General features: G+C 64.4%; 21 protein-coding genes. 8 read left to right on the top strand and 13 right to left on the bottom strand.

Features of this window, described 5'->3' with window-relative positions:
- Positions 1-174: 174 nt before the first annotated feature.
- The 3 genes from CUREI_RS03430 (at position 175) to CUREI_RS03440 (ending at position 2,858) form a co-directional block, all read left to right on the top strand.
- Positions 175-1,338: a hypothetical protein gene (locus CUREI_RS03430; RefSeq protein ID WP_144242405.1), complete on the top strand. Its 1,164-nt coding sequence runs from the start codon at positions 175-177 to the stop codon at positions 1,336-1,338.
- Positions 1,335-1,820 (top strand): hypothetical protein, encoded by a 486-nt coding sequence (locus tag CUREI_RS03435; RefSeq protein WP_038610427.1) that lies wholly within the window; start codon positions 1,335-1,337, stop codon positions 1,818-1,820. Before CUREI_RS03430 ends, CUREI_RS03435 begins: the two co-directional genes overlap by 4 nt.
- 99 nt (positions 1,821-1,919) lie before the next feature.
- The gene (locus CUREI_RS03440) at positions 1,920-2,858 is read left to right on the top strand and encodes a site-specific integrase (RefSeq protein WP_038610429.1); all 939 of its coding nucleotides are present in this window, start codon (positions 1,920-1,922) and stop codon (positions 2,856-2,858) included.
- Between the two features lie 243 nt (positions 2,859-3,101).
- Here CUREI_RS03440 and CUREI_RS03445 read toward each other — a convergent pair whose 3' ends face one another.
- The 3 genes from CUREI_RS03445 to CUREI_RS03455 all read right to left on the bottom strand — a co-directional run bounded on the left by CUREI_RS03445 (position 3,102) and on the right by CUREI_RS03455 (position 7,337).
- Positions 3,102-4,115 carry a poly-gamma-glutamate biosynthesis protein PgsC/CapC gene (locus CUREI_RS03445; RefSeq protein ID WP_038610431.1) on the bottom strand — a complete coding sequence of 338 codons (1,014 nt, stop codon included), beginning with the start codon at positions 4,113-4,115 and terminating at the stop codon, positions 3,102-3,104.
- Positions 4,116-4,117: 2 nt separating this feature from the next.
- Positions 4,118-5,476, bottom strand: coding sequence for a poly-gamma-glutamate synthase PgsB (gene pgsB, locus CUREI_RS03450; protein WP_236627254.1), 1,359 nt, complete (start codon positions 5,474-5,476; stop codon positions 4,118-4,120).
- Positions 5,477-5,555: 79 nt separating this feature from the next.
- Complete coding sequence (locus CUREI_RS03455) at positions 5,556-7,337, bottom strand: gamma-glutamyltransferase (RefSeq protein ID WP_084768146.1); 1,782 nt, start codon at positions 7,335-7,337, stop codon at positions 5,556-5,558.
- A gap of 312 nt (positions 7,338-7,649) precedes the next feature.
- Here CUREI_RS03455 and CUREI_RS03460 point away from each other — a divergent pair, with 312 nt between their 5' ends.
- Together CUREI_RS03460 and trhA are read left to right on the top strand one after the other, a co-directional pair.
- Positions 7,650-9,044: a phytoene desaturase family protein gene (locus tag CUREI_RS03460; RefSeq protein WP_038610436.1), complete on the top strand. Its 1,395-nt coding sequence runs from the start codon at positions 7,650-7,652 to the stop codon at positions 9,042-9,044.
- A gap of 133 nt (positions 9,045-9,177) precedes the next feature.
- A complete protein-coding gene (gene trhA / locus CUREI_RS03465; RefSeq protein WP_084768436.1) occupies positions 9,178-9,837 on the top strand; it encodes a PAQR family membrane homeostasis protein TrhA in 660 nt (219 codons plus the stop codon).
- Positions 9,838-9,840: 3 nt separating this feature from the next.
- Here the strand turns inward: trhA and CUREI_RS03470 are convergent, their stop codons facing one another.
- Genes CUREI_RS03470 through CUREI_RS03485 form a run of 4 tightly spaced genes read right to left on the bottom strand, consistent with a single transcriptional unit; the run spans position 9,841 to position 12,182 of the window.
- Positions 9,841-10,125, bottom strand: a complete 285-nt coding sequence (locus CUREI_RS03470; protein WP_038610439.1) for a mycoredoxin — start codon at positions 10,123-10,125, stop codon at positions 9,841-9,843.
- 1 nt (position 10,126) lies between these two features.
- The gene (locus CUREI_RS03475; RefSeq protein WP_038610440.1) at positions 10,127-10,618 is read right to left on the bottom strand and encodes a dihydrofolate reductase; all 492 of its coding nucleotides are present in this window, start codon (positions 10,616-10,618) and stop codon (positions 10,127-10,129) included.
- On the bottom strand, positions 10,615-11,412 hold the full coding sequence (locus CUREI_RS03480; protein ID WP_038610442.1) for a thymidylate synthase: 798 nt from the start codon (positions 11,410-11,412) through the stop codon (positions 10,615-10,617). The genes CUREI_RS03475 and CUREI_RS03480 overlap by 4 nt, the downstream gene beginning before the upstream one ends.
- Positions 11,409-12,182 (bottom strand): 3'(2'),5'-bisphosphate nucleotidase CysQ, encoded by a 774-nt coding sequence (locus CUREI_RS03485; RefSeq protein WP_038610444.1) that lies wholly within the window; start codon positions 12,180-12,182, stop codon positions 11,409-11,411. Before CUREI_RS03485 ends, CUREI_RS03480 begins: the two co-directional genes overlap by 4 nt.
- A gap of 48 nt (positions 12,183-12,230) precedes the next feature.
- On the opposite strand from CUREI_RS03485, the gene CUREI_RS03490 reads away from it, so the two are divergent.
- Positions 12,231-16,883 carry an ATP-dependent helicase gene (locus CUREI_RS03490; protein WP_038610446.1) on the top strand — a complete coding sequence of 1,551 codons (4,653 nt, stop codon included), beginning with the start codon at positions 12,231-12,233 and terminating at the stop codon, positions 16,881-16,883.
- A 22-nt stretch (positions 16,884-16,905) separates the two neighbouring features.
- Here CUREI_RS03490 and CUREI_RS03495 read toward each other — a convergent pair whose 3' ends face one another.
- Positions 16,906-18,450, bottom strand: a complete 1,545-nt coding sequence (locus CUREI_RS03495) for an HNH endonuclease signature motif containing protein (protein ID WP_051952178.1) — start codon at positions 18,448-18,450, stop codon at positions 16,906-16,908.
- A gap of 87 nt (positions 18,451-18,537) precedes the next feature.
- Positions 18,538-18,765: a hypothetical protein gene (locus tag CUREI_RS03500; protein WP_038610448.1), complete on the bottom strand. Its 228-nt coding sequence runs from the start codon at positions 18,763-18,765 to the stop codon at positions 18,538-18,540.
- Between the two features lie 10 nt (positions 18,766-18,775).
- Between CUREI_RS03500 and CUREI_RS03505 the strand changes: the two genes are divergently transcribed.
- The gene (locus CUREI_RS03505; RefSeq protein WP_038610450.1) at positions 18,776-19,609 is read left to right on the top strand and encodes a DNA-formamidopyrimidine glycosylase family protein; all 834 of its coding nucleotides are present in this window, start codon (positions 18,776-18,778) and stop codon (positions 19,607-19,609) included.
- Here the strand turns inward: CUREI_RS03505 and CUREI_RS03510 are convergent.
- From CUREI_RS03510 to pgi, 3 genes are read right to left on the bottom strand one after another with little or no spacing between them, the layout of a single operon-like run.
- Entirely contained in the window at positions 19,548-20,192 is a 645-nt protein-coding gene (locus CUREI_RS03510) for a DedA family protein (RefSeq protein ID WP_038610453.1), read from the bottom strand. The two genes, CUREI_RS03505 and CUREI_RS03510, sit on opposite strands and share 62 nt — an antisense overlap.
- 15 nt (positions 20,193-20,207) lie before the next feature.
- The gene (locus CUREI_RS03515) at positions 20,208-21,695 is read right to left on the bottom strand and encodes a glutamate-cysteine ligase family protein (RefSeq protein WP_038610456.1); all 1,488 of its coding nucleotides are present in this window, start codon (positions 21,693-21,695) and stop codon (positions 20,208-20,210) included.
- Entirely contained in the window at positions 21,695-23,332 is a 1,638-nt protein-coding gene (pgi, locus tag CUREI_RS03520; protein ID WP_038610459.1) for a glucose-6-phosphate isomerase, read from the bottom strand. Before pgi ends, CUREI_RS03515 begins: the two co-directional genes overlap by 1 nt.
- Positions 23,333-23,429: 97 nt before the next feature.
- Here pgi and CUREI_RS03525 point away from each other — a divergent pair, with 97 nt between their 5' ends.
- Positions 23,430-23,750, top strand: a complete 321-nt coding sequence (locus tag CUREI_RS03525) for an antibiotic biosynthesis monooxygenase family protein (protein WP_038613868.1) — start codon at positions 23,430-23,432, stop codon at positions 23,748-23,750.
- 35 nt (positions 23,751-23,785) lie between these two features.
- Here the strand turns inward: CUREI_RS03525 and CUREI_RS03530 are convergent, their stop codons facing one another.
- Positions 23,786-24,079 carry a chorismate mutase gene (locus CUREI_RS03530; protein WP_038610462.1) on the bottom strand — a complete coding sequence of 98 codons (294 nt, stop codon included), beginning with the start codon at positions 24,077-24,079 and terminating at the stop codon, positions 23,786-23,788.
- Between the last annotated feature and the right edge of the window lie 49 nt (positions 24,080-24,128).

A 24,128-nucleotide genomic window follows, 5' to 3' on the forward strand; every position in this document is an offset into this window, starting at 1 on the left:
CAAATCGATTTGCTCGACAGGAACGATGTTAGGTCTTTTTACCGACCATCACAACGGGCATTAAGTGGTCCTACATGCATAAAAATTACTTGTCGATCAAATGCCCACCGGACTTGAAAAATGGACGATCCAGACAACTAACTCAGAGTGCTCAACCGTTTATACTGAACGATTGTGACTCAAACTGATCCGAACATCGAAACAGTCGCCTCTCTGCACCTAGACGGCGACCGCTTTGAAGATTTCGGAATGCCCGCTGCAAACACGAAAGAAGTAGCAGCGTTAGACGAGCTTCTCTACCAACTCATTGAACTTCGCTGGCGAGCAAAGCACCCCGAAAGCTCCAAACTGCCGAATAGTTTTAGGAAGGCCTACGAGCTTCGCATCAACACTATTGCCGAGGGAACAGCAACACCACTCCTGGAAAGAAGGCGAAGCACCCCAGATGACCCAACACTTTTTCCCGCTTCCTCTGACGAATTCACGGAAGATTATCGACAGGCAGTGGAGGAGTTGGAAGAAATCCTCCGGCTTGCGTCTGAGCACGGACCACTACCCGACAGTGTTTACGCTTTACCCTTGCCAGCAATCCGAAACCTAGGTTCCACTCTCCGCGACGACGAGAAGCTTCAAGTCGGACATGGGAGAGTCACAGACTGGAGTACGAAACCGACCTATACGACTTCCGCTCGTGAATACGTACTTGACCAGCTTGGTAAACCGCAGTTCAAACATGTCACATACAGCGGACTCGTACGAAGCACAAACGTATCGAACGGCACCTTCAACTTCGTAGATGCGGCATCCCGTGTTTCAGCAACCGCCACATACGATCACGGCTTCGAACTCGACATTGATGGCCAAAACGAACAGACATGGGCGTGGGTCGAAGTTAAAGGACAAGTCGAATTCACCAATAAATCAAAGTCGCACGTCTTCATTTCAGTTGACAGCATCCATACGGATCAACTAACTACTGAATACAACCGCCTCCAAGACCGACTCAAAGAGATCGGGGAGCTGCAACCAGGCTGGCTTGACGGCGAAGAAGGTGACGGTTTCACCCAGGGGCAACTAGAAAATGCCCATGCGGTCGTCAAAGCTGCTGTAAACGCGGGCAAGTTACCGAAAACAGTGGCTCCATCAGTCGATGGTGCAATCGTCTTCTCTTGGGTGAGCGACAACCAGCACTTCTCCGTTGAAGTGGAACCCGAAGGTGGATTCTATTTCCACAAGTCCAACACAATCTCAATGAATGCCATCGACCAAGAAGTAGAAACACTCAGCAAACACCCCTCAGACCTCATCACCGAATGGGTAGAGAGGATTGTCGAGTGACTCAACCACAGCGGATAACTGAGTCTGAGCAGATAATGCTACGGGTCATCAATGCCCGGTTTTTCGACAATGGGATGGTGACGGAGGAAGCCTTCAGACTCACTACAAGAGATAAGGACCAGCTCTCGGTCAATCAAGAAAGCAAGATAACTCCAAGCGAGGCACTGGAGCAAAAATCCACGATCCTCCGGGCGAGGAAAGAAAGCGAAGGAAAGCCATTCAACCCACCTCCTGCGGTTGCGAGGATGACTGTAGGTGAAATTGAGGACATTCCTTTGCCTACCGAGGAGGGCGAGTTACACGATGGCGAACAACCGGCCCTGTCGGTTTGGGATGACTCAATGCTCGAAGACGCACCTGATAGCCACGCCTATATTGATTTTGGGCAGGCGTATCCGTCGAAGAAACGACTCAAAGCGATCTATAACCGTTTAGCTGCTATCAGTAATCAGAACGGTAAGTTGTTCCGACCTGATTCCTAGCCGGATTATCGGCTACCAAACATGCACTTCACCTCCTAGTTTTCCTGGGTGAAGTAAGGTGCTCAGTTCCAAGGTGCTATTCCTTTTAGCGTCATTGGAATGCACCCAAACGACGTCTACAAAAACAAACCCACATCCGTACCAGACAGCACTTGGGATGAAATCGGAGAATTCGTCTGCCAGACTGTCACTGATTTCATCAATACCTGCGACACAAACGTCACCCGGAGACGATTCGAAGACATCCGAAACGCCACCACAAAACACATCAAATACTGCTACGAGATGGGCTACGACCTCGATTACGCAGTTATCTTCGACGATGAAATCATCCAACAATCCGTCGCCACCAACACCCACCTCACCACCGGGTCCCAAGGAGCTATCCGAAGCAAACTCACCCTGGTAGGTGAAACCCTCAACCCCAACTTCGAAGGCAAACGCCGATACCACACCTACGCCCGCTCCAAAACCACCCAGCCGTACACAGCGAGTGAGCAACAACGCATATGGCAATGGGCTAACTCACGGCTACGCACAGAAGAACGACTAACGATGAAACAAGTAATTGTCGCGTGTGGGTTAGGTGGCGGACTGAAATACGGAGAGGCGGTGAACCTGCGGATGAGAGACGTGTTCCTCGACGCCGGAGGGGCATGTCTTCACGTGGGTGAAAGAATTGTACCTGTGGTCGCTGATTGGGATGAGGGATTGCGGCAGAGGCTAAGAGCCAACCCTAATCCTGACGAATATCTCATCTACCCAGATATGCAACGCCGAGACAAAATTATGAACAGGTTCATCACCGAAGAACCAAACGCTGCTGTTCTGGTGCCAACCTTCGAGAAGATGCGAGTGACGTGGATAGCGGAGCATATGAAGCACTTTGTTCCCGACACCGCAATCGCTAACGCTGCTGGTGTGAAGAGTCTGCGGAACTATGAACGATTCCGACCCGCCGAGCAATCTCTGGAGCAGTTCCGTGGTCTTATGCACCGTGCGGAGACCAAACAGGCGGGACTTGTCGTTGTGAAATAGTTGGTCTTTTGTCTTAGACCCTGTGCCTTGGAGGTACAGGGTCGCTTTTAGAGGCGGTAGGGTGTGAGGAAAACTGAAAACTGGTAGGAGGAGCGGGTAAGTGCAAGGTGTTAAACACCCAGCATCGGGGATTGTTCGAATGCCCCCCATGTTCTACACAGAAACCCCGAGGCGCTGCGTTAGCAGGCTCTCGGGGTCTTCGCTTGTTGGTGCTTGATTGGCCCTATCCGCGAGGCCGCTGCGCTAGGCGGCGAGTGCGAAACCGGGGATCGCAACCGCGCCGGTGACAAGCGCCGAGATGGCCATTCCACCGGCGGTCTTCTTCGGGCCGTACTGGATTAGGTCGTTGGCCACGATCGCCGGCAGCGCGCAGTACACAATGCTGCGGGCGCCGTCGAACTGCACGCCGGTGAGCGTGTTCAGCACGTACTCGATTGTCAGCACCGACACAGACGAGATCATGATCAGCACGACGAACCGGTCTTTGCCGTGCGCCGGGACGAGCTTCGTGACGTTGACAAAGACCAGGTAGGTCACAAGTACCGCCGCGGCCATGAGGACGACGACCTGCCACGGGCCGATCGTGGCAACGATCAGCCCGACGGTGACGTAACCGCCAGTGCGCAGCTTCAGCTTCGAGAACGGGCCGTCTTGAATGAGCACGGCCATGAGCACCGACAGCGCCGTGAGCGCGAACGTTAGCGTCGGGTGAGCTTCGGCGGGCGCGAACATCCGGCCGATGGTGCCGGCGTCGGAAATGCGGTACGACAACGAGGCCAGGCCAAGCCCCACTACGCCGGTCAACGGGAGCATCCACACCATGGGGACGAGCGTCTTGGCTACGCCCTGCTTGTTGAACGAGTTGCAGAGCATACCGGGGATGATCACGCCCACGATAGCGATCTGTGAGGGGATGGAATCCGACCCGAACACCGCAGTGGCCACCGCAAGCCAGATCGCGCCGTAACAGATGCCCACGAGCAGGCCGATGCCGAAGATTTGGCGCGGCCGGGGCAGCCACAAACGGAGCACGACCCGCTTCACTGTGACGTAGGAAATTAAGGCGATGACGATGGTGGATACGATGGCTACCGGCCACAGGATGCTCGCCCCGAGGTAGGCGACAGCGAGCGACCCGCCGCAGGAGATGTTGGTCTTTTTGTAGTAGATGTAGCTCACCAAAAGACCAGTGATGAACAAGTAGTGAATGGCTTCGACTGTGAAGCCGTACTCGGTGGGAAGAAACGCAAGGGTCATGATTAGGCCGCCATCTTCGTCTCGGTTGTTTCCAGTTCGGGCTCGTGGTCTTCGATGAACTCGGCGCCCTCGTAGCCGAAGGCGGCAACATCGGAGGTGAGCTCCGCAATCGCCGACTGTTCCTCCTCCGCCACAGGGCTTGCGCCCGCTGCTGCGTCGTCGGTGGCAGCGGCGTCGAAGTAGCGGATGAGCTCAGTAGCGTGATCGGTGTGGATATTGACCATGCCGAAGACGGCGACGTCGCCGTCCAGGCCGTCGATGACCCGGCGCAGGAGCGCCTCGCCGGTCGCGTTTTCTAGATCGCCGGTGGTCACCACCATGTCCGCCGGCAGACCGTTGTCCACGAGCTGCTGGCTCACCACATCCTGTAGGTCACCGAACAGCACCACGCGGTCGATCTCCTCACGCAGGTCCGTGCTGATCAAATCGTTGAACATCTGGGCGCGGTCGGTGCGGTCCGAGCGGTTGTTCAGGATGACCACACGGGAAGCGTCGTCGCTGAGCTTCTCTGCGCTCACCGAGCGGAACACGCGCACTGTGGACTCCCAGTCGTTGACCGCGAACATCGGCACCCACTTGAGGTCGGTGACGGACGAATCCCCAACCGGGATGCGCTGAACGGCCGTGGTGCCCGGGTCGGGGGCCGCGGCCAGCATCCCGCGCGCGGCAGTCTGGGCGTCGATGCCGATGAGCTCGGCGACGGCGAGCACCACGGCGACATTCTCCTCAAACTGCTGGTAGGAGAAGTAGGGGACGAGGCCTTCGGAAAGATCCGTGCGGGCGGCGACAATGACGCGGGATCCGCGCTCCTTCGCGAACTTCTCGATGATGGAGACGAGGCGGGGATTGCGCTCCGCGGTGACGACGGTGCCGTTAAACGGCACGGTGTTGCATAAGGAGGCGGTGATCTCTTCCAGGGTGTCGCCCATGTCCTCCTGGTGATCCAGCCGCACGTTGGTGATGACCGTGATGGGCGATTGCAGGATGGTTTCCTGGCAAACCTTCTGGTACTTGGGCTTCACCGCCATGCACTCGACCACCAGCGCATCCACGTCCTCTGTGACCCATTCGCGGATAAACGAGTACTGCTCGGCGATGTTTGCGGGACCGGTGCGCTTGATTGGGTGCTCGCCGCTCTCACAGTCGATGACGCAGGCGTACGTGCCCGTCGTTTTGGAGATCGTGCGCAGCCCTGCCTCCCGCAGCACAGCCCCCATCATGCGGGTCACGGTGGACTTGCCGCGGATGCCGTTGATGTGGATGTTGTGCTGCAATCCGTCGAGACGGGAGCGGTGGCGCGAGTGAAAGGTGTGGAGGTAGGAGACGTGCGCGGCGGCACCGGCAGCACAGAGGCTAATCATGCTCAGCATTCTGGGAATACCTTTTCAAAACGATTGGGGTGGGTACGGGAACGACGGACTGGAGGAAACTGGGGCGGATCTAGGGGGCCGAGCTAGCAGCGGCGCCTCCTCCCCGGCGAGGGTCGGCGGCGGCAGCCACAGTCCCGTCGATGAACGTGACAACTGACGTACCGCTATCTGCCTCGCCGGTGTCGAGGCTGTGGCCCCACCGTTCGAGGACCTTGCGCATTCGCTTCATATCGCGGGGGATGTCCTCGTGCTTCGGCGCTTCGACGTAGGCGGAATGTCGTCCGGTCGCGCCGAAATTCGGCATGGTGACTGCCTGGTCGGGGGCGAGGCCCCAGGCGGTGAGCGCCACCGTGGTCTTGATGTTGTAGGACGGGATGGATTTGCCGCCGGGTGAGCCGAGCGCCGCCACCGCGTCGCCGCCGTTATCGGTGATGATGAGCGGGGACATCGTCGTTTTCGGGTGCCGCCTGGGTGCGCGGGCATTCGGCTCGCGCTGGTCGTCGCCGCCGAAATTATCCAGGGAGTTGTTGATGAAAAAGCCGCCTGCTGTCAGCCCGGTGCCGAAGTTCTTCTGCAGCGTCGTCGTCACCGAGGCAAAACTGCCCTCGCCGTCCCGGACGCTGATCTGGGCGGTGCCCTCTTCTTCGAAGTCGCGGTACTTGCCCGCCACACCGTCCAGGCGCTCCGCCTCGGGCTCTTTCAGGGGCCGCTTTTTGCGGATCGACTCCGCCTCGCCTTTGAGCGTGCGGCGGTCGGTGACAATGTCGTTGATGTAGCCGTCCGCGATGGCCTCCTGCGCTTTGTCTCCGGCAGGGTCGCCTGCCCACGTATTCGCGTTGGCGAAGGCGATGCGCTCGGCCTCGATGATCTCGTGCGCCGCTGTCGTCCGGGCGACGCGGAGCCCGTCGTTGTCGTATGGCTCGTGGCGCGCAGGGTCGAGGTGATTCAAGATGCCGAGCGTCTGGGCGACGATCGGGGTCCCTGTGGCGGGGGATCCCACGCCACACACCTCCGTGTCCTGGAAGGTCACGCACAGCGGATCAACCTCGGCGGCGGCGGCGTCGTGCCACTCCCGGGCGAAGTTCGCCCTCCCGGCGACATCGGGCAGCTCGCTCGCAAGGGACTCGATAGTGTCTTTCGACAACGCACCGTCAGTATCGATCCAGGAGCCGAGGAAGTCGGCGTACGCCCTGTTAGTCAGCGTCTCGCCAGCCGTGATGCCGTCGGCGCCCTCAGCGCCGTACAGCTTCTCGGCCAGGCCGGTGTCCGTAAGCGGTGAGCCGTCGCTCGCGGCCGCGTCCGCGAACCGCTCCGAGACGGTAAAGCCGTCCGACGCGAGATCTCGCGCGGGTTCCGCGATGCTGGACGCGTCCAACACCCCGTAATCGGCGCGCAGCGATGCGAGCAACGCGAGGGTGTGCGGTACACCGGCAGAGGAAAGCGCGTCACCCGTTTCGTCCTTGGGCGCCACGACCGTGCCGTCGTAGGCGCTGAGCGAGCGGGTGTGGGCGTCGTAGTACACCGCGAGCGCCCCGCCGCCTGGGCCCGAGGACATTGGTTCAACAACCCCCAATGCCAGCTGGGCGGCCGCGACGGCATCCGCGGCTGAGCCACCCTGGGCAAGCACGGTGCACGCGGCCCACGCGGCCTGCGGGTGCGTTGTGGCGACGGCGAAGCCGTTGCTCCCACTCGTCGACCGGGCTGTATCCGTAGCGCAGCCCGTGTCCGCCGCCGGGGCAGAAGAGGGCGCGGCCGAACGCGTCGAATCCAACGCTGAATCGGTACCGCAGGACGCCAAGAGGACAGCTGACGCTGCCAGCGAGGCGACCAGGGGCCGCGGCGTGTTACTCATCGAATTCTCCCAACCGAATTGCAGTTTTGTAATCAGATCTGCAGTGAACAGACAGGGAGGTTAATAGCGGTGCAATACCTGGGGAAGAGGCCGCAGCGGAGTGGGAACGAAGGTGCCACGGCGGGACGAAAGTACACCGCCGCGCTGCGGTCGGCCCGCGGTAGTGTGGTCTCAAAACGCAGTTCACTGTGGGTATGGGCCGGGCTGGCTGAGAAGACGACGACACCCGTGCACGCGGCCGGAACGTGAAGCCGCAATCATGACACGAAAGTTCCTCGCTTCTCCGGCCGTGAACGGGTACTCAGGTTTACCATGGGCGCGGTGAAACCAACCGCAGTGATTGTGGGCGCCGGGTCAAACGGGCTGACGGCCGCGGCGCGCCTAGCCGTGAACGGATGGCGGGTTGACGTGCGAGAACGTGCGAGCAGCGCCGGTGGTGCTGCCGCGACGCAGCAGCTTGAGGGCGGCGCGATGCGCGACCTCGGCGCGGCCTGCCATCCCTTCGGCGCCGCAAGCCCGGCCTTTCACGCGCTGCGGCTGGAAGACTACGGCGTGCGCTGGCTGCGCGCTCCGTTCGAGATGGCCCACCCACTCGAGGGCACGTCCGCACTGCTTGAGGGCTCCCTCGAGGCAACGGCGGCGGGGCTTGGCGGGGACGGGCGCGCATGGACCCGGCTGCACCAGCCGGTGGTGGACAGTATCGACGGCATCCTGGGCGACGTTCTCGCACCCATGCCGCGGCGGCCGAGGCACCCGGTGGCCCTAGCGCGGTTCGGGGCCCGAGGAGTGCTGCCGGCTGCGGCGCTCGGGCGCACGGTGTTCCGCACCGAGGAGGCACGCGCACTCTTCGCCGGCAGTGCGACGCACGCGATCACGTCGCCTGCGCGGCCGCTCACCGGCGCGTTCGGCCTGCTTTTCGGGGCGCTGGGGATGACGCGCGGGTGGCCTGTGGCCGAGGGCGGCTCCGGCGCGATCACCGCTGCACTGCTCAGGCTCGTGGAGGAGCATGGCGGCGTGGTGCGCTGCGGCGAGGAGGTGCGCGAGCTGCCGGAGGCGGACGCGGTGATCCTCAACCTCACGCCATCGCAGGTGCTGGCTATCGACGGCGCTTCGCTTCCCGCCCGGCGCAAAAGGTCCATGCGCCGGTGGCGCTACGGCCCGGCGGTGCACAAGGTGGATTTCGTGCTCGATGCGCCGGTGCCGTGGGCGGACCCCCGGGTGGGACAGGCGGCGACGGTACACGTCGGCGGCCGCGTGGACGAGATTGTCAGCGCCGAGAAGGCCGTGGCCGGCGGCATCATGCCCGAGCACCCGTTTGTCATGGCCGCCCAGCAGTACGCCGCCGACCCCTCCCGTGGGCTGGTGCTGTGGACGTATGCCCACGTGCCGCACGGCTACCGGGAGCACTACCCCGGCGAGGTGGCGGAAAAGATCGAGCGGCAGATCGAACGGTTCGCGCCGGGCTTCAGCCATGTGGTGAGGCAGAGGATCGAGGCATCCCCGGCGGCGCTGGAGGCGTGGAACCCGAACATCGTCGGCGGGGACATCGCGGGCGGAGCCATGGACGGCGCACAGCTTCTCATGCGGCAGCCGCACCGGCTGCGCAAGGGGCTCTACCTCGCGTCGGCGTCGACCGCGCCGGGGGCCGGCGTGCACGGGATGCCTGGATGGTGGGCGGCGGAGGCGGCCCTGCGGGACTTCGACTAAATTACTTACGTTGCCGTAGGTTAGAGATGAATTCAGCCGAAAGCCATGGCAACGACGACAGCGGAGGTGACCCGTGACCGCCACGAGACCGCACCACACACTCCAGCAGGGCCAAGTGCAGCGCAGCTACGTTATGGCGGATCGAGGCGCGCGCCCCGTGATCCGCGGCTGGTTCCACTTCGGCGCGGCAATACTCTCGGCGCTCGCGGCGGCGGTGCTGATCACGTTCGCGTGGATGACGCTGCAGTGGGTCCAGGCCCTCGGGGTCACCGTGTACGGTGCTGGGTTGTTTCTGCTTTTCGGGGTCTCCGCGATGTACCACCGTTGGCCGTGGCGCACCGCCAGCGCCGTGCAGTGGTGGCGCCGGGCGGACCACGCCACGATCTCGGGGTTCATCGCCGCAACGTACACGCCGCTGTGCCTGACTGTCTTCCAGCCGAAGACTGCGGCCGTGATGCTTGCCGTCGCATGGGCGGGCGGCATCGGGGGAGTGGTGCTCAACCTCGTGTGGATCAACCACCCGCGCTGGCTGGACGTGGTGGTCTACGTTGGGCTGGGGTGGGTCATCGTCCCGCTCCTCCCCACACTGTGGCGCGAGGCGGGAGCGGCGGTGGTGTGGCTACTTGTCGCGGGCGGGGTGATCTACACCCTCGGCGCGCTGGTGTACGGCTTTAAGTGGCCGGGGAGGTCAGCGCGCTACTACGGCTACCACGAGCACTTCCACACCGCGACGGTCGTGGCGGCCGTCCTGCACCTCGTCGCCATCTGGATGGTTGTGGTGCAGGCGGGGTAGCGGCTACGCCTCGCCGGTGAGCTCGTGCAGCTTCGCGCGCACCGCGGAGGCCTCCGGGTTGGTGGCGTGCGTGCCGTCGGAGTAGAGCACGGTGGGGATGATGCGGTTGCCGTCGTTGACGGACTTGATCCACTCGTTGACCTCGTCCATGCCGTCGGCGTCCACGTCCACCACGTCGTAGGGTGTCTCGGTGCGGTCAAGCCGCTCGCGCAGCTTGCGGCAGAACGGGCACCAGTCGGCGGCGAAGATGGTGACGGGCGAGGAGGTTTCGGGGGTCTTTACAGTCATGTCAGATCCTTTCAAAGCGTTGGAATTTGTATCGCAGGCCGGTCTCGGAGGTCTGCCACTCACCGTCGCGGGCGAGCGCGAAGTCCGCATCGATCCGGGGCGCGTAGACGGCTCTGGACGCGGGGACGTCCGGATGGACGTCGATAAGCGTGCGCTCGATGACGTCCACCTCGTCGATGGTGGCCTCATAGACTTGCGCGCCGCCGATGATCCACGCGTCCGTTTCTAGGTCGGGGATGTCGCGGGAGACGTACGCGCCGCGCGACCACGTGCCCGGTTGGCGCGACGACAGCACGTGGTTCGCACGCCCCGGCAGGGGGCGAGTGGGCAATGATTCCCACGTCCGGCGGCCCATGATGATGGGGTGACCGTAGGTGATTTGCTTGAAGTGCTTCAAGTCTTCCGGCAGGTGCCAGGGCATGCCCGCGCCGTCGCCGATGACGCCGCCCAGGCTTTGCGCCCAGATCGCGCCCAGGGTCACGCGCTGCGTCATACGGAGACCTCCGCCTTGATGGTGGGGTGCGGGTCGTAGCCTATGACCTCGATGTCGGCGAAGTCGTAGTCGAAGATGGACGCCGCCTTGCGCAGGCGCAGCTGCGGGTACTGGCGCGGGGAGCGGGAGAGCTGCTCGCGCACCTGCTCGACGTGGTTGTTGTAGATGTGGCAGTCGCCGCCCGTCCAGATCAGCTCGCCGACCTCCAGGCCCGCCTGCTGCGCGAACATGTGGGTCAAAAGCGCGTAGGAAGCGATGTTGAACGGCACGCCGAGGAACATGTCGGCGGAGCGTTGGTAGACCTGCATAGACAACCGCCCGTCGGCGACGTAGAGCTGGAACAGCAGGTGGCAGGGCATGAGCGCCATCTTGTCTAGCTCTGCCACGTTCCAGGCAGAGACGAGGTTGCGGCGCGAATCCGGGTTTTCCTTCAGCGTGCGCAGCACTTCCTCGATCTGGTCGATGTGCCCGCCGTCCGGGGTGGGCCAGGAGCGCCACTGTACGCCGTACACGGGGCCGAGCTCGCCGTCCTCGTCCGCCCACTCGTTCCAGATACGCACGCCGTTGTCCTGCAGCCAGCGCACGTTGGAATCGCCGCGCAAGAACCACAGCAGTTCGCCCGCGACGCCCTTGAAGTACACCTTCTTGGTGGTCAGCAGGGGGAAGGACTCGGACAGGTCGTAGCGGATCTGGCGGCCAAACACGGAGCGGGTGCCGGTGCCCGTGCGGTCGCCTTTCTCGGTGCCGTGCTCGAGGACGTCGCGCAGCAGATCCTCGTACGGGGTGGAAATCACTTGGCTACTCCTTCGAAGGTTCCGTGCTCGTCGCGGTAGCGCGCCGCCGCCTCCAAGATGTCGTCGGCGAGCTCGGGGCGGCAAATCACGATATCCGGAATGTAGGTGTCCGCGTTGTTGTAGCGCAACGCGGAGCCGTCGAGCCGGGAGGCGTGCAGCCCGGCGGCCAGCGCGACGCCCACCGGCGCGGCTTGGTCCCATTCGTACTGCCCGCCGGCATGAACGTAGGCATCGTAGTCGCCGAGCAGCACGTGCATCGCTTTCGCGCCCGCAGAGCCAACGGGTTCCGCCTCGAAGCCCAGCGCCTGCGCAACGTGCGCCGCCACGGCCGGGGGACGGTTGCGCGACATCGCCACCTTGCCAGCGAAGGGGCCTGAGACGTGCCGCACGTCGGACGACTTGAACACCACACCCAGGTCGGGCAGCCCCACCGCTGCGTGGGTGGGCACCCCGTCCTCCACAAGCGCGACGTGCACCGCCCAGTCCTGGCGGCCGGTGGCGAATTCCTTCGTGCCGTCGAGGGGGTCAACGATCCAGACGCGGTCCTTGCTCAGCCGGTCGTGGTCGTCCGCGGCCTCCTCGGACAGGAAACCGTCCTCGGGCCGGTGTTGCGCAAGCACGCGCGCGATCCAATTCTGCGCGAGCTCGTCGCCCGCCTCGCCGAGCTCGCGGCCGCGCAGCAGCCCCACCCCGCGCACGCCTTTGAGGATCTCCCCGGTGCCCTCTGCAATGAGGTTTGTCAGCCGGGAATCCGAGTACTGAGCAGTCATGCGCCCGACTCTACCGCCCACTCGGCTACGCAGGCTAAAGTCTGCACAATGAGCTCGCCAATCCTCTCCCGCTTCCACCCGCAGGTGGCCACGTGGTTCGAGGAGGTGTTCGAAGCGCCCACCAACGTCCAGGAGGGCGCGTGGGAGGCAATCAGCCAGGGCGAGAACGCGCTCGTTGTCGCGCCAACCGGCTCCGGTAAGACCCTGGCCGCGTTTTTGTGGTCCCTCAACGCTCTCGTGGAGCGCGCCGGGCAGCAGGCCCTGCCTATCGACGGCGCTCACGCCTCCACACACGGCGGCGTGCGTGTCCTCTATATCTCCCCGCTCAAGGCGCTCGGTGTGGATGTGGAGAACAACCTGCGCGCGCCGCTCAACGGCATCGCCCGTGTGGCGCAGCGCTTGGGCCGCGACATGCCGGACATCTCCGTTGCGGTACGCTCCGGCGACACCCCGCAGAGTGAGCGCAACCGGCAACTGCGCAAGCCGCCTGACATCTTGATTACCACGCCCGAGTCGCTCTACCTCATGCTCACCTCCAAGGCGGCGGGCATCCTAAAAACTGTCGACACGGTCATCGTGGACGAGATCCACGCGCTCGCCGGCACGAAGCGCGGCGTGCACCTCGCACTGTCGCTCGAGCGGCTGCGACGGCTCGCGGGCGATTTCCAGCGCATCGGGCTTTCTGCAACCGTGCGCCCGGTCGAGGCTGTGGCCAACTTCCTCGGGCCCAAGACCACCATCATCAACCCGCCGGCGGAGAAGCGCTGGCACTTGGACGTGCGCGTGCCGGTGGACGACATGTCCGATCTGCCCGTGCCCGAAGACGCCTCGACCATCGGGGAGGCCATCTTCGACGACGCACTGTCCGACGACGATGAGTCGTCTCCTCCGCCGCCCGGCGCGACCAACTCGATCTGGCCGCACATCGAGCAGGCGGTGTACCAGCAGGTGATGGAGCACCGCTCCACCATCGTGTTTGTGAACTCGCGCCGCACCGCCGAGCGGTTGACCAGCCAGCTCAACGAGCTGTGGGCGAAAGAGCACGACCCGGAAGCGTTGAGCCCCGCAACGCGTCGGCCCCCAGCGCAGCTGATGAAGTCCGTGGATACCGCAGGCCACGCCGCCCCCGTGATCGCGCGCGCCCACCACGGCTCGGTGTCCAAGGACGAGCGGGCGATGACCGAGACGATGCTGAAGGAAGGCTCGCTGCGCGCGGTGGTGTCCACGTCCTCGCTGGAGCTGGGTATCGACATGGGCGCGGTTGATTTGGTGATCCAGGTCGAATCCCCGCCGTCGGTCGCATCCGGACTGCAGCGCGTGGGGCGCGCCGGGCACTCGGTGGGCGCGGTGTCCGAGGGCGCGTTTTACCCCAAACACCGCTCAGACCTAGTGCAGACGGCGGTGACGGTGCCCCGGATGCGCGAGGGGCTCATCGAGGAGCTGCACACCCCACGCAGCCCGCTGGATGTGCTCGCCCAGCAAACCGTTGCCGCGGTTGCGGTGGAGGACCTCGATGTCGACGAGTGGTACGACACGGTGCGCCGCGCGTGGCCGTACCGTGACCTCGCGCGCGAGGTGTACGACTCGGTGATCGACCTTGTCATCGGCATCTACCCCTCCACGGACTTCGCCGAGCTGCGCCCGCGGGCCATCCTCGAGGGCTCCACCTTGAAGGCTCGCCCCGGCGCCCAGCGCGTGGCGGTGACCAACGCGGGCACCATTCCGGATCGCGGCATGTTCGGCGTCTTCTTGATCGCGAGCGATCAAGAAGGGGGCAGAGGACCTCGGCGCGTCGGTGAACTCGATGAGGAAATGGTCTACGAGTCCCGCGTCGGCGATGTGTTCACCCTCGGAGCCTCGAGCTGGCGCATTGAAAACATCACGCGCGACCAGGTGCAGGTGTCTCCGGCACCGGGGCACACCGGGCGCCTACCGTTCTGGACTGGCGACGGGCTGGGCCGGCCCTACGAACTCGGGAAAGCCCTGGGCGCGTTCCGCAGAGAAGCAAAAAGCTCCCTCGACCCCAGCCTGGACGAGCGCGCCCGCAAGAACCTCCTGCGATACCTCGAGGAGCAGGAGGAGGCCACCGGCATCCTGCCGGACGAAACCACGCTGGTGCTCGAGCGCTTCACCGACGAGCTGGGGGACTGGCGGGTGGTGCTGCACACCCCGTTTGGCAAAGGGGTCAACGCCGCGTGGGCGCTGGCGACGGGCTGGCGTGTGGCGCAGGAGACCGGCATGGACGCCCAGGCGGTGGCGGGCGACGACGGCATCGTGCTGCGCCTGCCCCAGGGGGATAAGGAACCGGACGGCAGCCTGTTCCAGTTCGACGCGGACGAGATCGCCGACATTGTCACCGAGCAGGTGGGCAACTCGGCGCTGTTCGCCTCCCGCTTCCGCGAGTGCGCCGCCCGCGCGCTGCTGTTGCCGCGCCGCAACCCCGGCAAGCGCGCGCCGCTGTGGCAACAGCGCCAGCGCGCCGAGCAGTTGCTCGACATCGCCCGGAACTACCCGTCGTTTCCCATCATCCTGGAGACGGTGCGCGAGTGCCTCCAGGACGTCTACGACCTCCCAGCGCTGCAGGAGGTCATGCGGGACGTCAACACCCGCCGGGTGCGCATCGCCGAGGTGACCACCGATACGCCAAGCCCGTTCGCGTCGTCGCTGCTGTTCAACTACACCGGCGCGTTCATGTACGAGGGTGACACCCCGCTGGCTGAGAAGCGGGCCGCGGCGTTGTCGCTCGACCCGTCGCTGCTGGCCAAGCTGCTCGGCACCGTTGAGCTGCGCGAACTCTTAGACGCGGACATCATCGAGGAGGTCGACGCGTCGCTGCGGCGCGTGGGCCGCGCCGAAACGTCGGAGCAGTTCGCGGACACCCTGCGCATCGTGGGCCCCGTGCCTATCGACGCACTCCGCCTCTACACCACGGTGCCCCTGAACTCGCTCGAGCAGAGCCTGCACGGGCGCATGATGCGGGTGCGCATTGGCGGCCGGGAGCACGTCGCGCAGACCCTCGACGCGCCGCTGCTCCGCGACGCCCTCGGCGTGCCCGTCCCGCCCGGCGTGGCCGCCCAGGTGCAGACCATTCCGGACGCCCTGGCGCAGCTGGTGGGCCGCTGGGTGCGCACCCGCGGCCCGTTCACGCTCCGCGATTTGGCAGACGCGTTCGGGCTAGCGGTCGGCGCGGCCCACGAGTCGCTGTCGCGGCTCATAGAAAAGGACAAAGTCATCCCCGGGCGCTACCGGCAGGGGATCGACGAGGAAGAATACGTTGCCGCTGAGGTCCTGCGAATCATCCGCTCGCGGTCGCTGGCGGCGGCGCGCGCCCAGACCCGGCCGGTCTCGCAGTCGGCGTACGGGCGCTTCCTGCCGGCGTGGTCGAACGTCGCGCCGGCTGGCGTTGTGCCCGCGCTGCGCGGGGCGGACGGCGTGTACTCGGTGCTGGAGCAATTAGCCGGTGTGCGGCTGCCCGCGTCCGCCTGGGAATCGCACATCCTGCCCGCCCGGGTGGGGGATTACTCGCCCGTCATGCTCGATGAGCTCACGGCCAGCGGCGAAATCAGCATCGTCGGCGCGGGCAAGGCCGGCGCTCGCGACCCGTGGATCATGCTGCTGCCCGCCGACTACGCCGCGCAGCTCATGCCACAGGTGGACGAGCCGCTGCTGTCGCTCACCCAGTCCCAAGTGATGGAAAAGGTGCGCCGCGGCGGCGGGTTCCTGTTCCAGGATCTGCTCGAGCCGACAACGACCACCGAGGAGCTCCGGGAGGCCATGTGGGATCTGGTCGAGGCTGGGTTGTTGTCGCCAGACTCGTTCGCCCCTATCCGGGCGCGCCTGGCTGGCGGGAAGACGGCGCACCGGGCGAAGCGGAGGCCGTCGAGAAGCAGGGTGCGCTCGGGCCGCACCAGCTTTGCCACGCTCACCCCGCCCGACATGATCGGCCGCTGGTCGCTCACGCCGGAGCCGGACGCGGACGCGACGCGTCGCTCGGTGGCGCTGGGGGAGTCGCTGCTGGACCGCTACGGGGTGGTCACCCGCGGGTCCGTGGTGGCCGAGGACATCCTCGGCGGGTTCGCCTTGGCCTATAAGACCCTGTCGGGTTTTGAGGAAAGCGGCAAAGCGATGCGCGGTTACCTCGTCGACGGATTGGGGGCCTCCCAGTTCTCCACGCCTGCGACCATCGACCGGTTGCGCGGGCACCAGGATTCTGACGACCTAATCGGGTGGCCGTCGGGCGCGAAAAACCCGCACGTGCACGTGCTCGCGGCGACCGACCCCGCGAACCCCTACGGCGCCGCGCTCCCGTGGCCGGAGCAGGGCCCCACCCGCTCGGCGGGCGCAATGGTGGTGCTCATCGACGGCCTGCTCGCCGCCCACGTCACCCGCGGGGGCAAAACGATGACCACGTTCTTCGACACGTTCCCGGAGGGGATTGACGACCCGATGCCCCTCGTCATCGACGCGCTGACGCAGGCTGTCAGGGCAGGACGGATGCAGCCCTTGGGAGTGGAGAAACTCAACGGCGGGCCCGCATTCGAGTTGAAGGACTACGGCGCGACCGTGAGCCACAAGGGCGTGAAGATCGGCGGCAAGGCTGTGGTGCCGCCGAAGCGGCGCGGCCGGAGCGTGGCCGAGGCACTGGGGGAGCTGGACGACGACAGGGCTGAGCCTCCGGACGGTTTGAGCTTCGATGACTGATTCACATTGGAAGCGCATCTTTCTAGGGCCGCATCGGCACCCGGTGGGTGGGCCGATGGGTGGCTTGGGCCGCGCGCCCCGGTGGCGGTGGAGACGTGGGCCAGTGCGTTTTTGCAGGTGGTGGAGCCGACGTTGCTGCACGTTTCGCCCGGATCCGGTTGACCGCCGAGTGCATGGCGGGATCCGTGGTGTTGGTGTGGCGGGTCCCGTCGGCCTTGACTAGGACGGCATCGCCGGTGTCGGGGTCGTAGTCCATGTAGCCCTTATTGAAGGAACCGTCGCGGTGGTCGTTGTTGCACCGGTGGTGGGTGGGGCACAGGCCGGTGAGGTTTTCGATGTCGGTGGCACCATAGCGCAGCCAGGAGATGATGTGGTGGGCCTCGCACTCGCTCATGGCGGTTGTGCACCCGGCCCAAGAGCACACGCCTTGGACGGCGAACATGGCGATGCGCTGACCCACCGATGCGAGCCGTCGCGAACGGCCGAGGTGCAGCGGCACCCCGGTCAGACCGTCGACGGTGAGCAGGAAATCGCTCGTGTCGTCCATGCCCAGCCGAACCAGATCGAAGGCGTTGAGCTCCACCCCGACGTTCGTTTGGAACAGCGTGTTGGCGTCGGCCTCCGCGAGGTCGTCCAGGGTGACCGAGACAACCACCGATGCTGCGCCACCGTTAGCCGCCTGCTGGTCCTCTTCGAACTGGCGCAGGATGGCCATGAACTGGTCGTAGCGGCGCTGGCCCTTCGTGCGCGGGTCGCGATCGCCCTGGAGTTCTTCGGGGATGTTGGAGTTCGGCGACAGGCCCTTGTCAGTGAGCGCCTTGTATAGGGCGTAGTCGCCACGGGTGAGTGAAAGCGTTACGCCGTAGGTGCCGTCACTGTTCTCTTTGCCCAGCGATGCCTCGCGCTTCTCAAACCCTGCGTTCGGGTTCGCCTTCGCGTACGGCTTGTTCGCCTCGTCGACCAACCGCTTGACCAATTGCCGCAGATCCTTCTCGTCGCGGTACTTCGCCTGCTCCATCGCGCGGGCATAGATCCGCATCCGCTCGCCCTCGGCTGCCTTGAGCAGCTTGTCTAGCTCGCGGCGGATGATGTCCTGCTTGGCGGCCGGAATTTCGTCGGCGCGCTTGCGCGCTTCTTCCTGGTCCTTTCGGCGGCGCTCCGCTTCTTCCTCAGCGACCTTGCGCGCGGCCTCCTCAGCGGCGATGCGGTCATCGTCCGAGCCGTCCTCCTCGAAAAGTCCACCCAAATCCGGCTCGGGCGGAGGCGGCGCGTCGAACAGCGCCTTCGCCCGCGCGACGCGGTTGTACGCCTCGCCACGGGAGATGCCGAGCTTCTCGGTCAGGTACGCGTCCGGGTGGTTCGCGCCGACCAGCTTGCCCGCGTCTGCCAGCACGCACGCCTGCGCGAAGGACGCATCCACATACGCCTTCTTGTCCATCGCGCGTTCGAGGCGCGCGATGTCGCGGGTGATGGTGGCGAGGGGGAGGGCCGAAGGATCGTCGAGAAGCTGGCGCAGCTGCGTGAGGCCGTCAACGACCTTGTCTACGAGCTCAGTGACGTTGCTCATCGCACCCTCCTTTCCGCACTTTTCGCGGGTGATGGGGTCAATGTAACAACGCAGCCGACACCACAAACTAGTGTGCGAACAGGTGTTCTAAATTAGCTGCTTGACCAGGTGGTTAGCAGCCGCAAGTCCGAGTCGCGGGTTCGCTTCACGCACGTCTTTCACCGCGCGCACGAACTGCTCCTTGGGGTTGGTGCCGGTCTCCGCGAGCACCCCGCGCGCCCACTCGGTCGCGGCGTCCATGTCCGGGAAGAAACCCACCAGCGATTCCTCCGGCGTCGGGCCAGTGTTGAAGATATTGCGCAGAAAGCGGAGCATAGACGTCACTATGCCCGAAGGTGATTCCGTCTACCAGCTGTCCAAGCGCCTGCAGTGGATGCAACACCGCGAGGTCACAGCCACCTCCATTCGCGTTCCCCGCTACGCCACCGTTGATTTCACGGGCATGACCTGCGAGCGCGTCTGGCCGCACGGCAAGCACCTGTTCATGCAGTTCGGCGCTCCAGGCCACCGGCCGCAGATCCTGCACACCCACCTGAAAATGGAGGGCACCTGGTCCATGCACCGCGCTGGCGACAGGTGGAAAAAGCCCGGCCACGCCGCACGCGTGGTGCTCAGGCTAAGCGACGCGCCAAAGGCCGACATCGAACTGGTCGGCTTCTGGCTCGGCCTAGTCCGCGTCTTCCCGGCGAGGGAGTACGACCAGGAGATGGGCTACCTCGGCCCAGACCTGCTCGACCCGGACTTCGACGAGGAGGAGGCGGTACGGCGCATCCAGGCCGAACCCGACCGTGAGATTGGGCGCGCGCTGCTGGATCAGCGGAAGCTGGCCGGCATCGGCAACGAGTACCGAGCGGAGATCAACTTCCTCGCCGGTACCCACCCGGCAGAGTTGGTGCGGAACGTGGACGTCGAGAAGCATGTGCGCCTGGCACGACGCCTGATGTGGGCCAATAAAGACGCCCCCGTCCGCGTGACCACAGGGATCAAACGGGCGGGGGAGACGAGCTACGTGTTCGGCCGCAACAACAAGCCGTGCAGGCGATGCGGCACCTTAATCACCAAGGGCTTCCTCGGTGGGGAAGGGGACCTCGAGCGGGTTATTTGGTGGTGCCCGCAGTGCCAGCCTGAGCCTGGCGCTCCCGCACCGCACGGCGGATGAAGAACACCAAAAAGCCCAAAATGATCAGTGCCAGCACCACGTAGATGATGCTGGAATACGTGTCCGCGTAACCGGTAGCCTTTTCCCAGTTATCGCCGAGGACGTAACCCAGGTAGATCAGGATGGCGTTCCAGATGCCGGAGCCCAGCGTCGTCCACAGACCGAACGTGAGCAGGTTCATGCGGTCCAGGCCAGCGGGGATGGAGATGAGCGAGCGCACGCCGGGGATGAGCCGGCCGATAAACACGCTGGGTTTGCCGTATTTGTGGAAGAAGTTCATCGCCGCGTCCACGTCGGAGGCGCGCACGAGCCACATCCAGTCCGCGATCTTGCGCAGTCGCTCCAGCCCCAGCCACGCACCGACGCCGTACAGCACGTAGGCGCCGATGACGGAGCCCAGGACAGACCAGATGAACACGTTCACCATGTTCAGCGAGCCCTGCGCGACGGTGAAGCCGGCGAGCGGCAGCACCACCTCGGAGGGGATCGGCGGGAACAGGTTCTCCAAGAGGATCGCCACACCCACGCCGGGCGCGCCGAGGGTCTCCATCAGACCCACAATCCAGTCGATGATGCTCTGCATTGGGCCTATCTTACCCTACTCAACCTCGAGCGTCCAAGTGTGCACCGGCGCGTCTGCCTGCGAGTTTTTTAGGTATTGGCGCACAACACGGGCCAAGCCTTCGGTGCGCTCCTTCGTCAGCGGCTTCGATTCGGCCGCCACCCGCTCCAGCGCGGCGAGCTGCCATGCAGCGCCGTTTTGGCGGGTGCGCACCCTTCCCTCGATCACGCCGAGGTACTCGTCCGCGCACGCTTGATCGACCTCAAGCGAGCGCAGGCCCTCGGACGCCAGCTCCAGCAAATGCTTCTCGACGAGCTCCGCCACGCCAACCGACCCCAGCGTCGGCCACTCCATTTCCGCCTGGATGCCGTGCTTGGCGCCAGCGAGGAAGTTGCGCTCCGCCGCGTCGAAACTCAAACGCGACCACACCGGGCGGGTTTGGTTGCTCAGCGCCTTGACCAGCCCGTAGTAGAACGCCGCATCTGCCACGATGTCGGTCACGGTGGGCCCGGCGGGCAGCAGTCGGTTCTCTACGCGGAGGTGGCTGACCTCCCCATTCGGATCGTAAATAGGCCGGTTCCACCGCCAGATCGTGCCGTTGTGCAGGTTGAGGTAGTGCAAGCCCGGGTTGTCGCCGTTCATGAACGGCGCGCCTGCCTCCGCGCGCCCCTCCGGCAGCAGGGGAGAGAAGTAGCGTACGTTTTCCTCGAACAGGTCGAACACGCTGGTGATCCAGCGCTCGCCGAACCACACCCGCGGACGCACGCCCTGGTTGACCAGCTCCTTGGTGCGGGTGTCGATGGATTGCTTGAACACCGGGATGCGCGATTCGTGCCAGAGCTTGTGGCCCATAAATAGCGGCGAGTTCGCCGACAGGGCCACCTGCACTCCCGCAATCGCTTGGGAGGCGTTCCACGCGCTTGCGAAGCGGTTCGGCGCTACCTGCAGGTGCAGCTGCATCGAGGTGCACGTCGATTCCGGTGCGATGGTCTCGAAGTAGTGCGTGTATTTCTCGTCGCGCCGGAAGTCGATTTTCACCAGCTCGCCGCGCGATTCCAGGATGGAGTTATTCAGCCCGGCGTAGCGGTTCTCCCGGGTCATCCACTCGTCGCTGTCTAGAAACTGCGAGCTCATGGTGGGAAGCGTGCCCACCATCGCCAGGTGCGAGCCCGCCTCTTCAGCGGCATTGCGCACGATGGCGAGGCGCTCGGCGACGCCGTTGGCCAGCCGCGCGAGGCCGTCACCCGCAATGCTCAACGGCGGGTGGTTCATCTCTACGTTGTACGCGCCGATTTCGGACTGGTACTCGTCGTCCAACAGCGCCAGCACCGCCTGGTTGTTGGGGTGCGGCCGCATGGCGTCGTCAACGAGGTTGAGTTCGAGCTCCAGCCCGATCGTGCCGTGGTCCACAAACTTAGCGCCTTGCAGGTGGCGGTCAAAACGCTCCAGTTCGTCTTCGAGCCGGCGCCTGTAGGTGGTGCGTTGGCGCGGGGTATAGGACTCGGATGAAATTGCGTCGCCCATTAACGGTGCTCCCTGTACCAGGTGATCAAATTATCTGTGGATGCATCGCCCGTCGCGGGCTGTTCTTTCCCAGCCACGGCTGCAGCGAGGTCGTTGGCTTGGGATTTGCCCAGCTCCACGCCCCATTGGTCGAATGCGTTGATGCCCCAGATGGCTGCCTCGACAAACACGATGTGCTCGTACAACGCGATGAGCGCGCCGAGGCTGTGCGGGGAAAGCTCCTCCGCGAGGATCGTGGTGCTCGGTCGGTTGCCCGGCATGACCTTGTGCGGTGCCAGCGCGTGCGGCACCCCCTCGTTCTCGATTTCAAGCTGGGTTTTGCCGAACGCCAGCACCTTCGTCTGCGCGAACAGATTGCCCATCAGAAGATCGTGCATGGATCCTTCACCGGATGCGGTGGGAAGATCTTGGCGCGGTTTGGCAAAGCCGATGAAATCCGCCGGCACGAGCGTGGTGCCTTGGTGGATGAGCTGGAAAAACGCGTGCTGGCCGTTGGTGCCCGGCTCGCCGAAGTAGATCTCGCCGGTGTCGTGGTCGACGCTTGCGCCGTCGATATGCGTGTGTTTGCCGTTCGACTCCATGGTGAGCTGCTGCAAATACGCAGGGAAGCGCGCGAGGTCCTGGGAGTAGGGGAGGACGGCGTGCGTCTGCGCCTTGTGGAAGTTGCGGTACCACACGTTAAGCAACCCCATCAAGACCGGCACGTTCTCGCTGAACGGGGTGAGGCGGAAGTGCTCGTCCATGGCGTGGAACCCGTCGAGCATCCGTGTGAAGTCGTTGGGGCCGATGACCGCCATGAGGCTCAGCCCGATTGCGGAATCCAGGGAGTAGCGCCCGCCAACCCAGTCCCAGAACGGGAACATGTTGGCGGTATCGATGCCGAATTCGGCGACTTTTTCCTCGTTGGTGGACACAGCCACGAAGTGTTTGGCAATTGCGGACTCGTCGCCGTCGAACTGCTGCAGCAGCCAGCGCTTCGCAGCGTGCGCATTGGCCAGCGTCTCCTGGGTGGTAAACGTCTTGGACGCGACGACGAACACCGTCCGCTCTGCATCCACCTCGCCGAGTACTCGGGTCATGTCCGCCGGATCCACGTTGGAGACGAACTCTGCGGTGATCCCCGCGGTGGCGTACGTGCGCAGCGCTCGCGTCGCCATCGCCGGGCCGAGATCGGAGCCGCCGATGCCGATGTTAACCACCTTGGTGATTGTCTTGCCGGTGTGGCCAACCCACTCGCCGCTTCGCAGCTGCGAAGCGAATTCGCACATCTGGCCCAACACCTCGTGCACGTCTGCGGCGACGTCCTGGCCGTCCACAGTGAGCTCTGTGCCAGCCGGGGCGCGGAGGGCAGTGTGCAACACAGCCCGGTCTTCGGTGGCGTTGATGTGCTCGCCGCTAAACATCGCGGCGATGCGGTTGCCCAGGTCCGCCTCATCGGCGAGCGCGAGCAGGTGCCTTGCAATGTCGTCGTCCACCAGGTTTTTCGACAGATCCACCCGCAGGCCCGCGGCGTCGAAGCTGTAGCGCTGGGCGCGCTGCGCGTCCGCTTGGAACAGGTCTCTCAATGTGGTGCGGGACTTCTCCGCGTGGAGTTTTTCCAGCGCGCCCCAGCTTTTTGTGGACGTGATGTTGTGCATATCGGCCTTCCGGGTGGCGGTTGGTTGATCCTGGAACAAAGGTAGTCAAAACCCGGAGAGCGCGTACGGGAGCCGCGGCGCGTGGATAATGGCGACCATGAGCATCGTGAAAATCAACGCAATCACTGTCCCAGAGGGGGCCGGCGAGGAGCTGGAGCGCCGTTTCGCCGCCCGCAAACACTCCATCGACGGCCACCCCGGTTTTGAAGGCTTCCAGCTGCTGCGGCCTGTCAAGGGCGAGCAGCGCTACTTCGTGGTCCCCCGCTGGGCCGACGAGGAGTCGTACCAGGCGTGGTGGGAAGGCGCCGGCCGCGCCGGGCACGGCAAAAGCACAGGGGAGCAGCCCCGCAAGCCGGTGTCACAGTCCGCCGAGCTGCTGGAGTTCGACGTCGTCCTCGACTCGCTGGACGAGGATTAACCGACATTCCCGTCGCCCGGAGCGACGCCCGGGAACTACCCCAGCTTGCCCCGGCCGAGCCGCAGGAGGATCTGCGCAAGGCCGGGGCCTTCTTCGCCCAGCTCGTCGCGGAACTGGTTGATGATGGCCACCTCACGGGTGTGCACGAGTCGGGTGCCGCCGGAGCCCATCCGGGTCTTGCCAATCGCCCGGGAAATCTCGCTGCGGCGCTTCACCGCGTCGAGAATGATGCGGTCTAGCCGGTCGATCTCCTTGCGGTACGCCTGAATCTCCGCGTCCGAAAGTGGGTCGTCTGTGCCGGAAGGCATGCGGATTTCAAGCTCGCTCATGGCAGATGATTATGCCAGTTCGAACACCCGCGCGGGTCGTGTCGGTGGC

The organism is Corynebacterium ureicelerivorans, from assembly GCF_000747315.1.
Classification (GTDB): Bacteria; Actinomycetota; Actinomycetes; order Mycobacteriales; family Mycobacteriaceae; genus Corynebacterium; species Corynebacterium mucifaciens.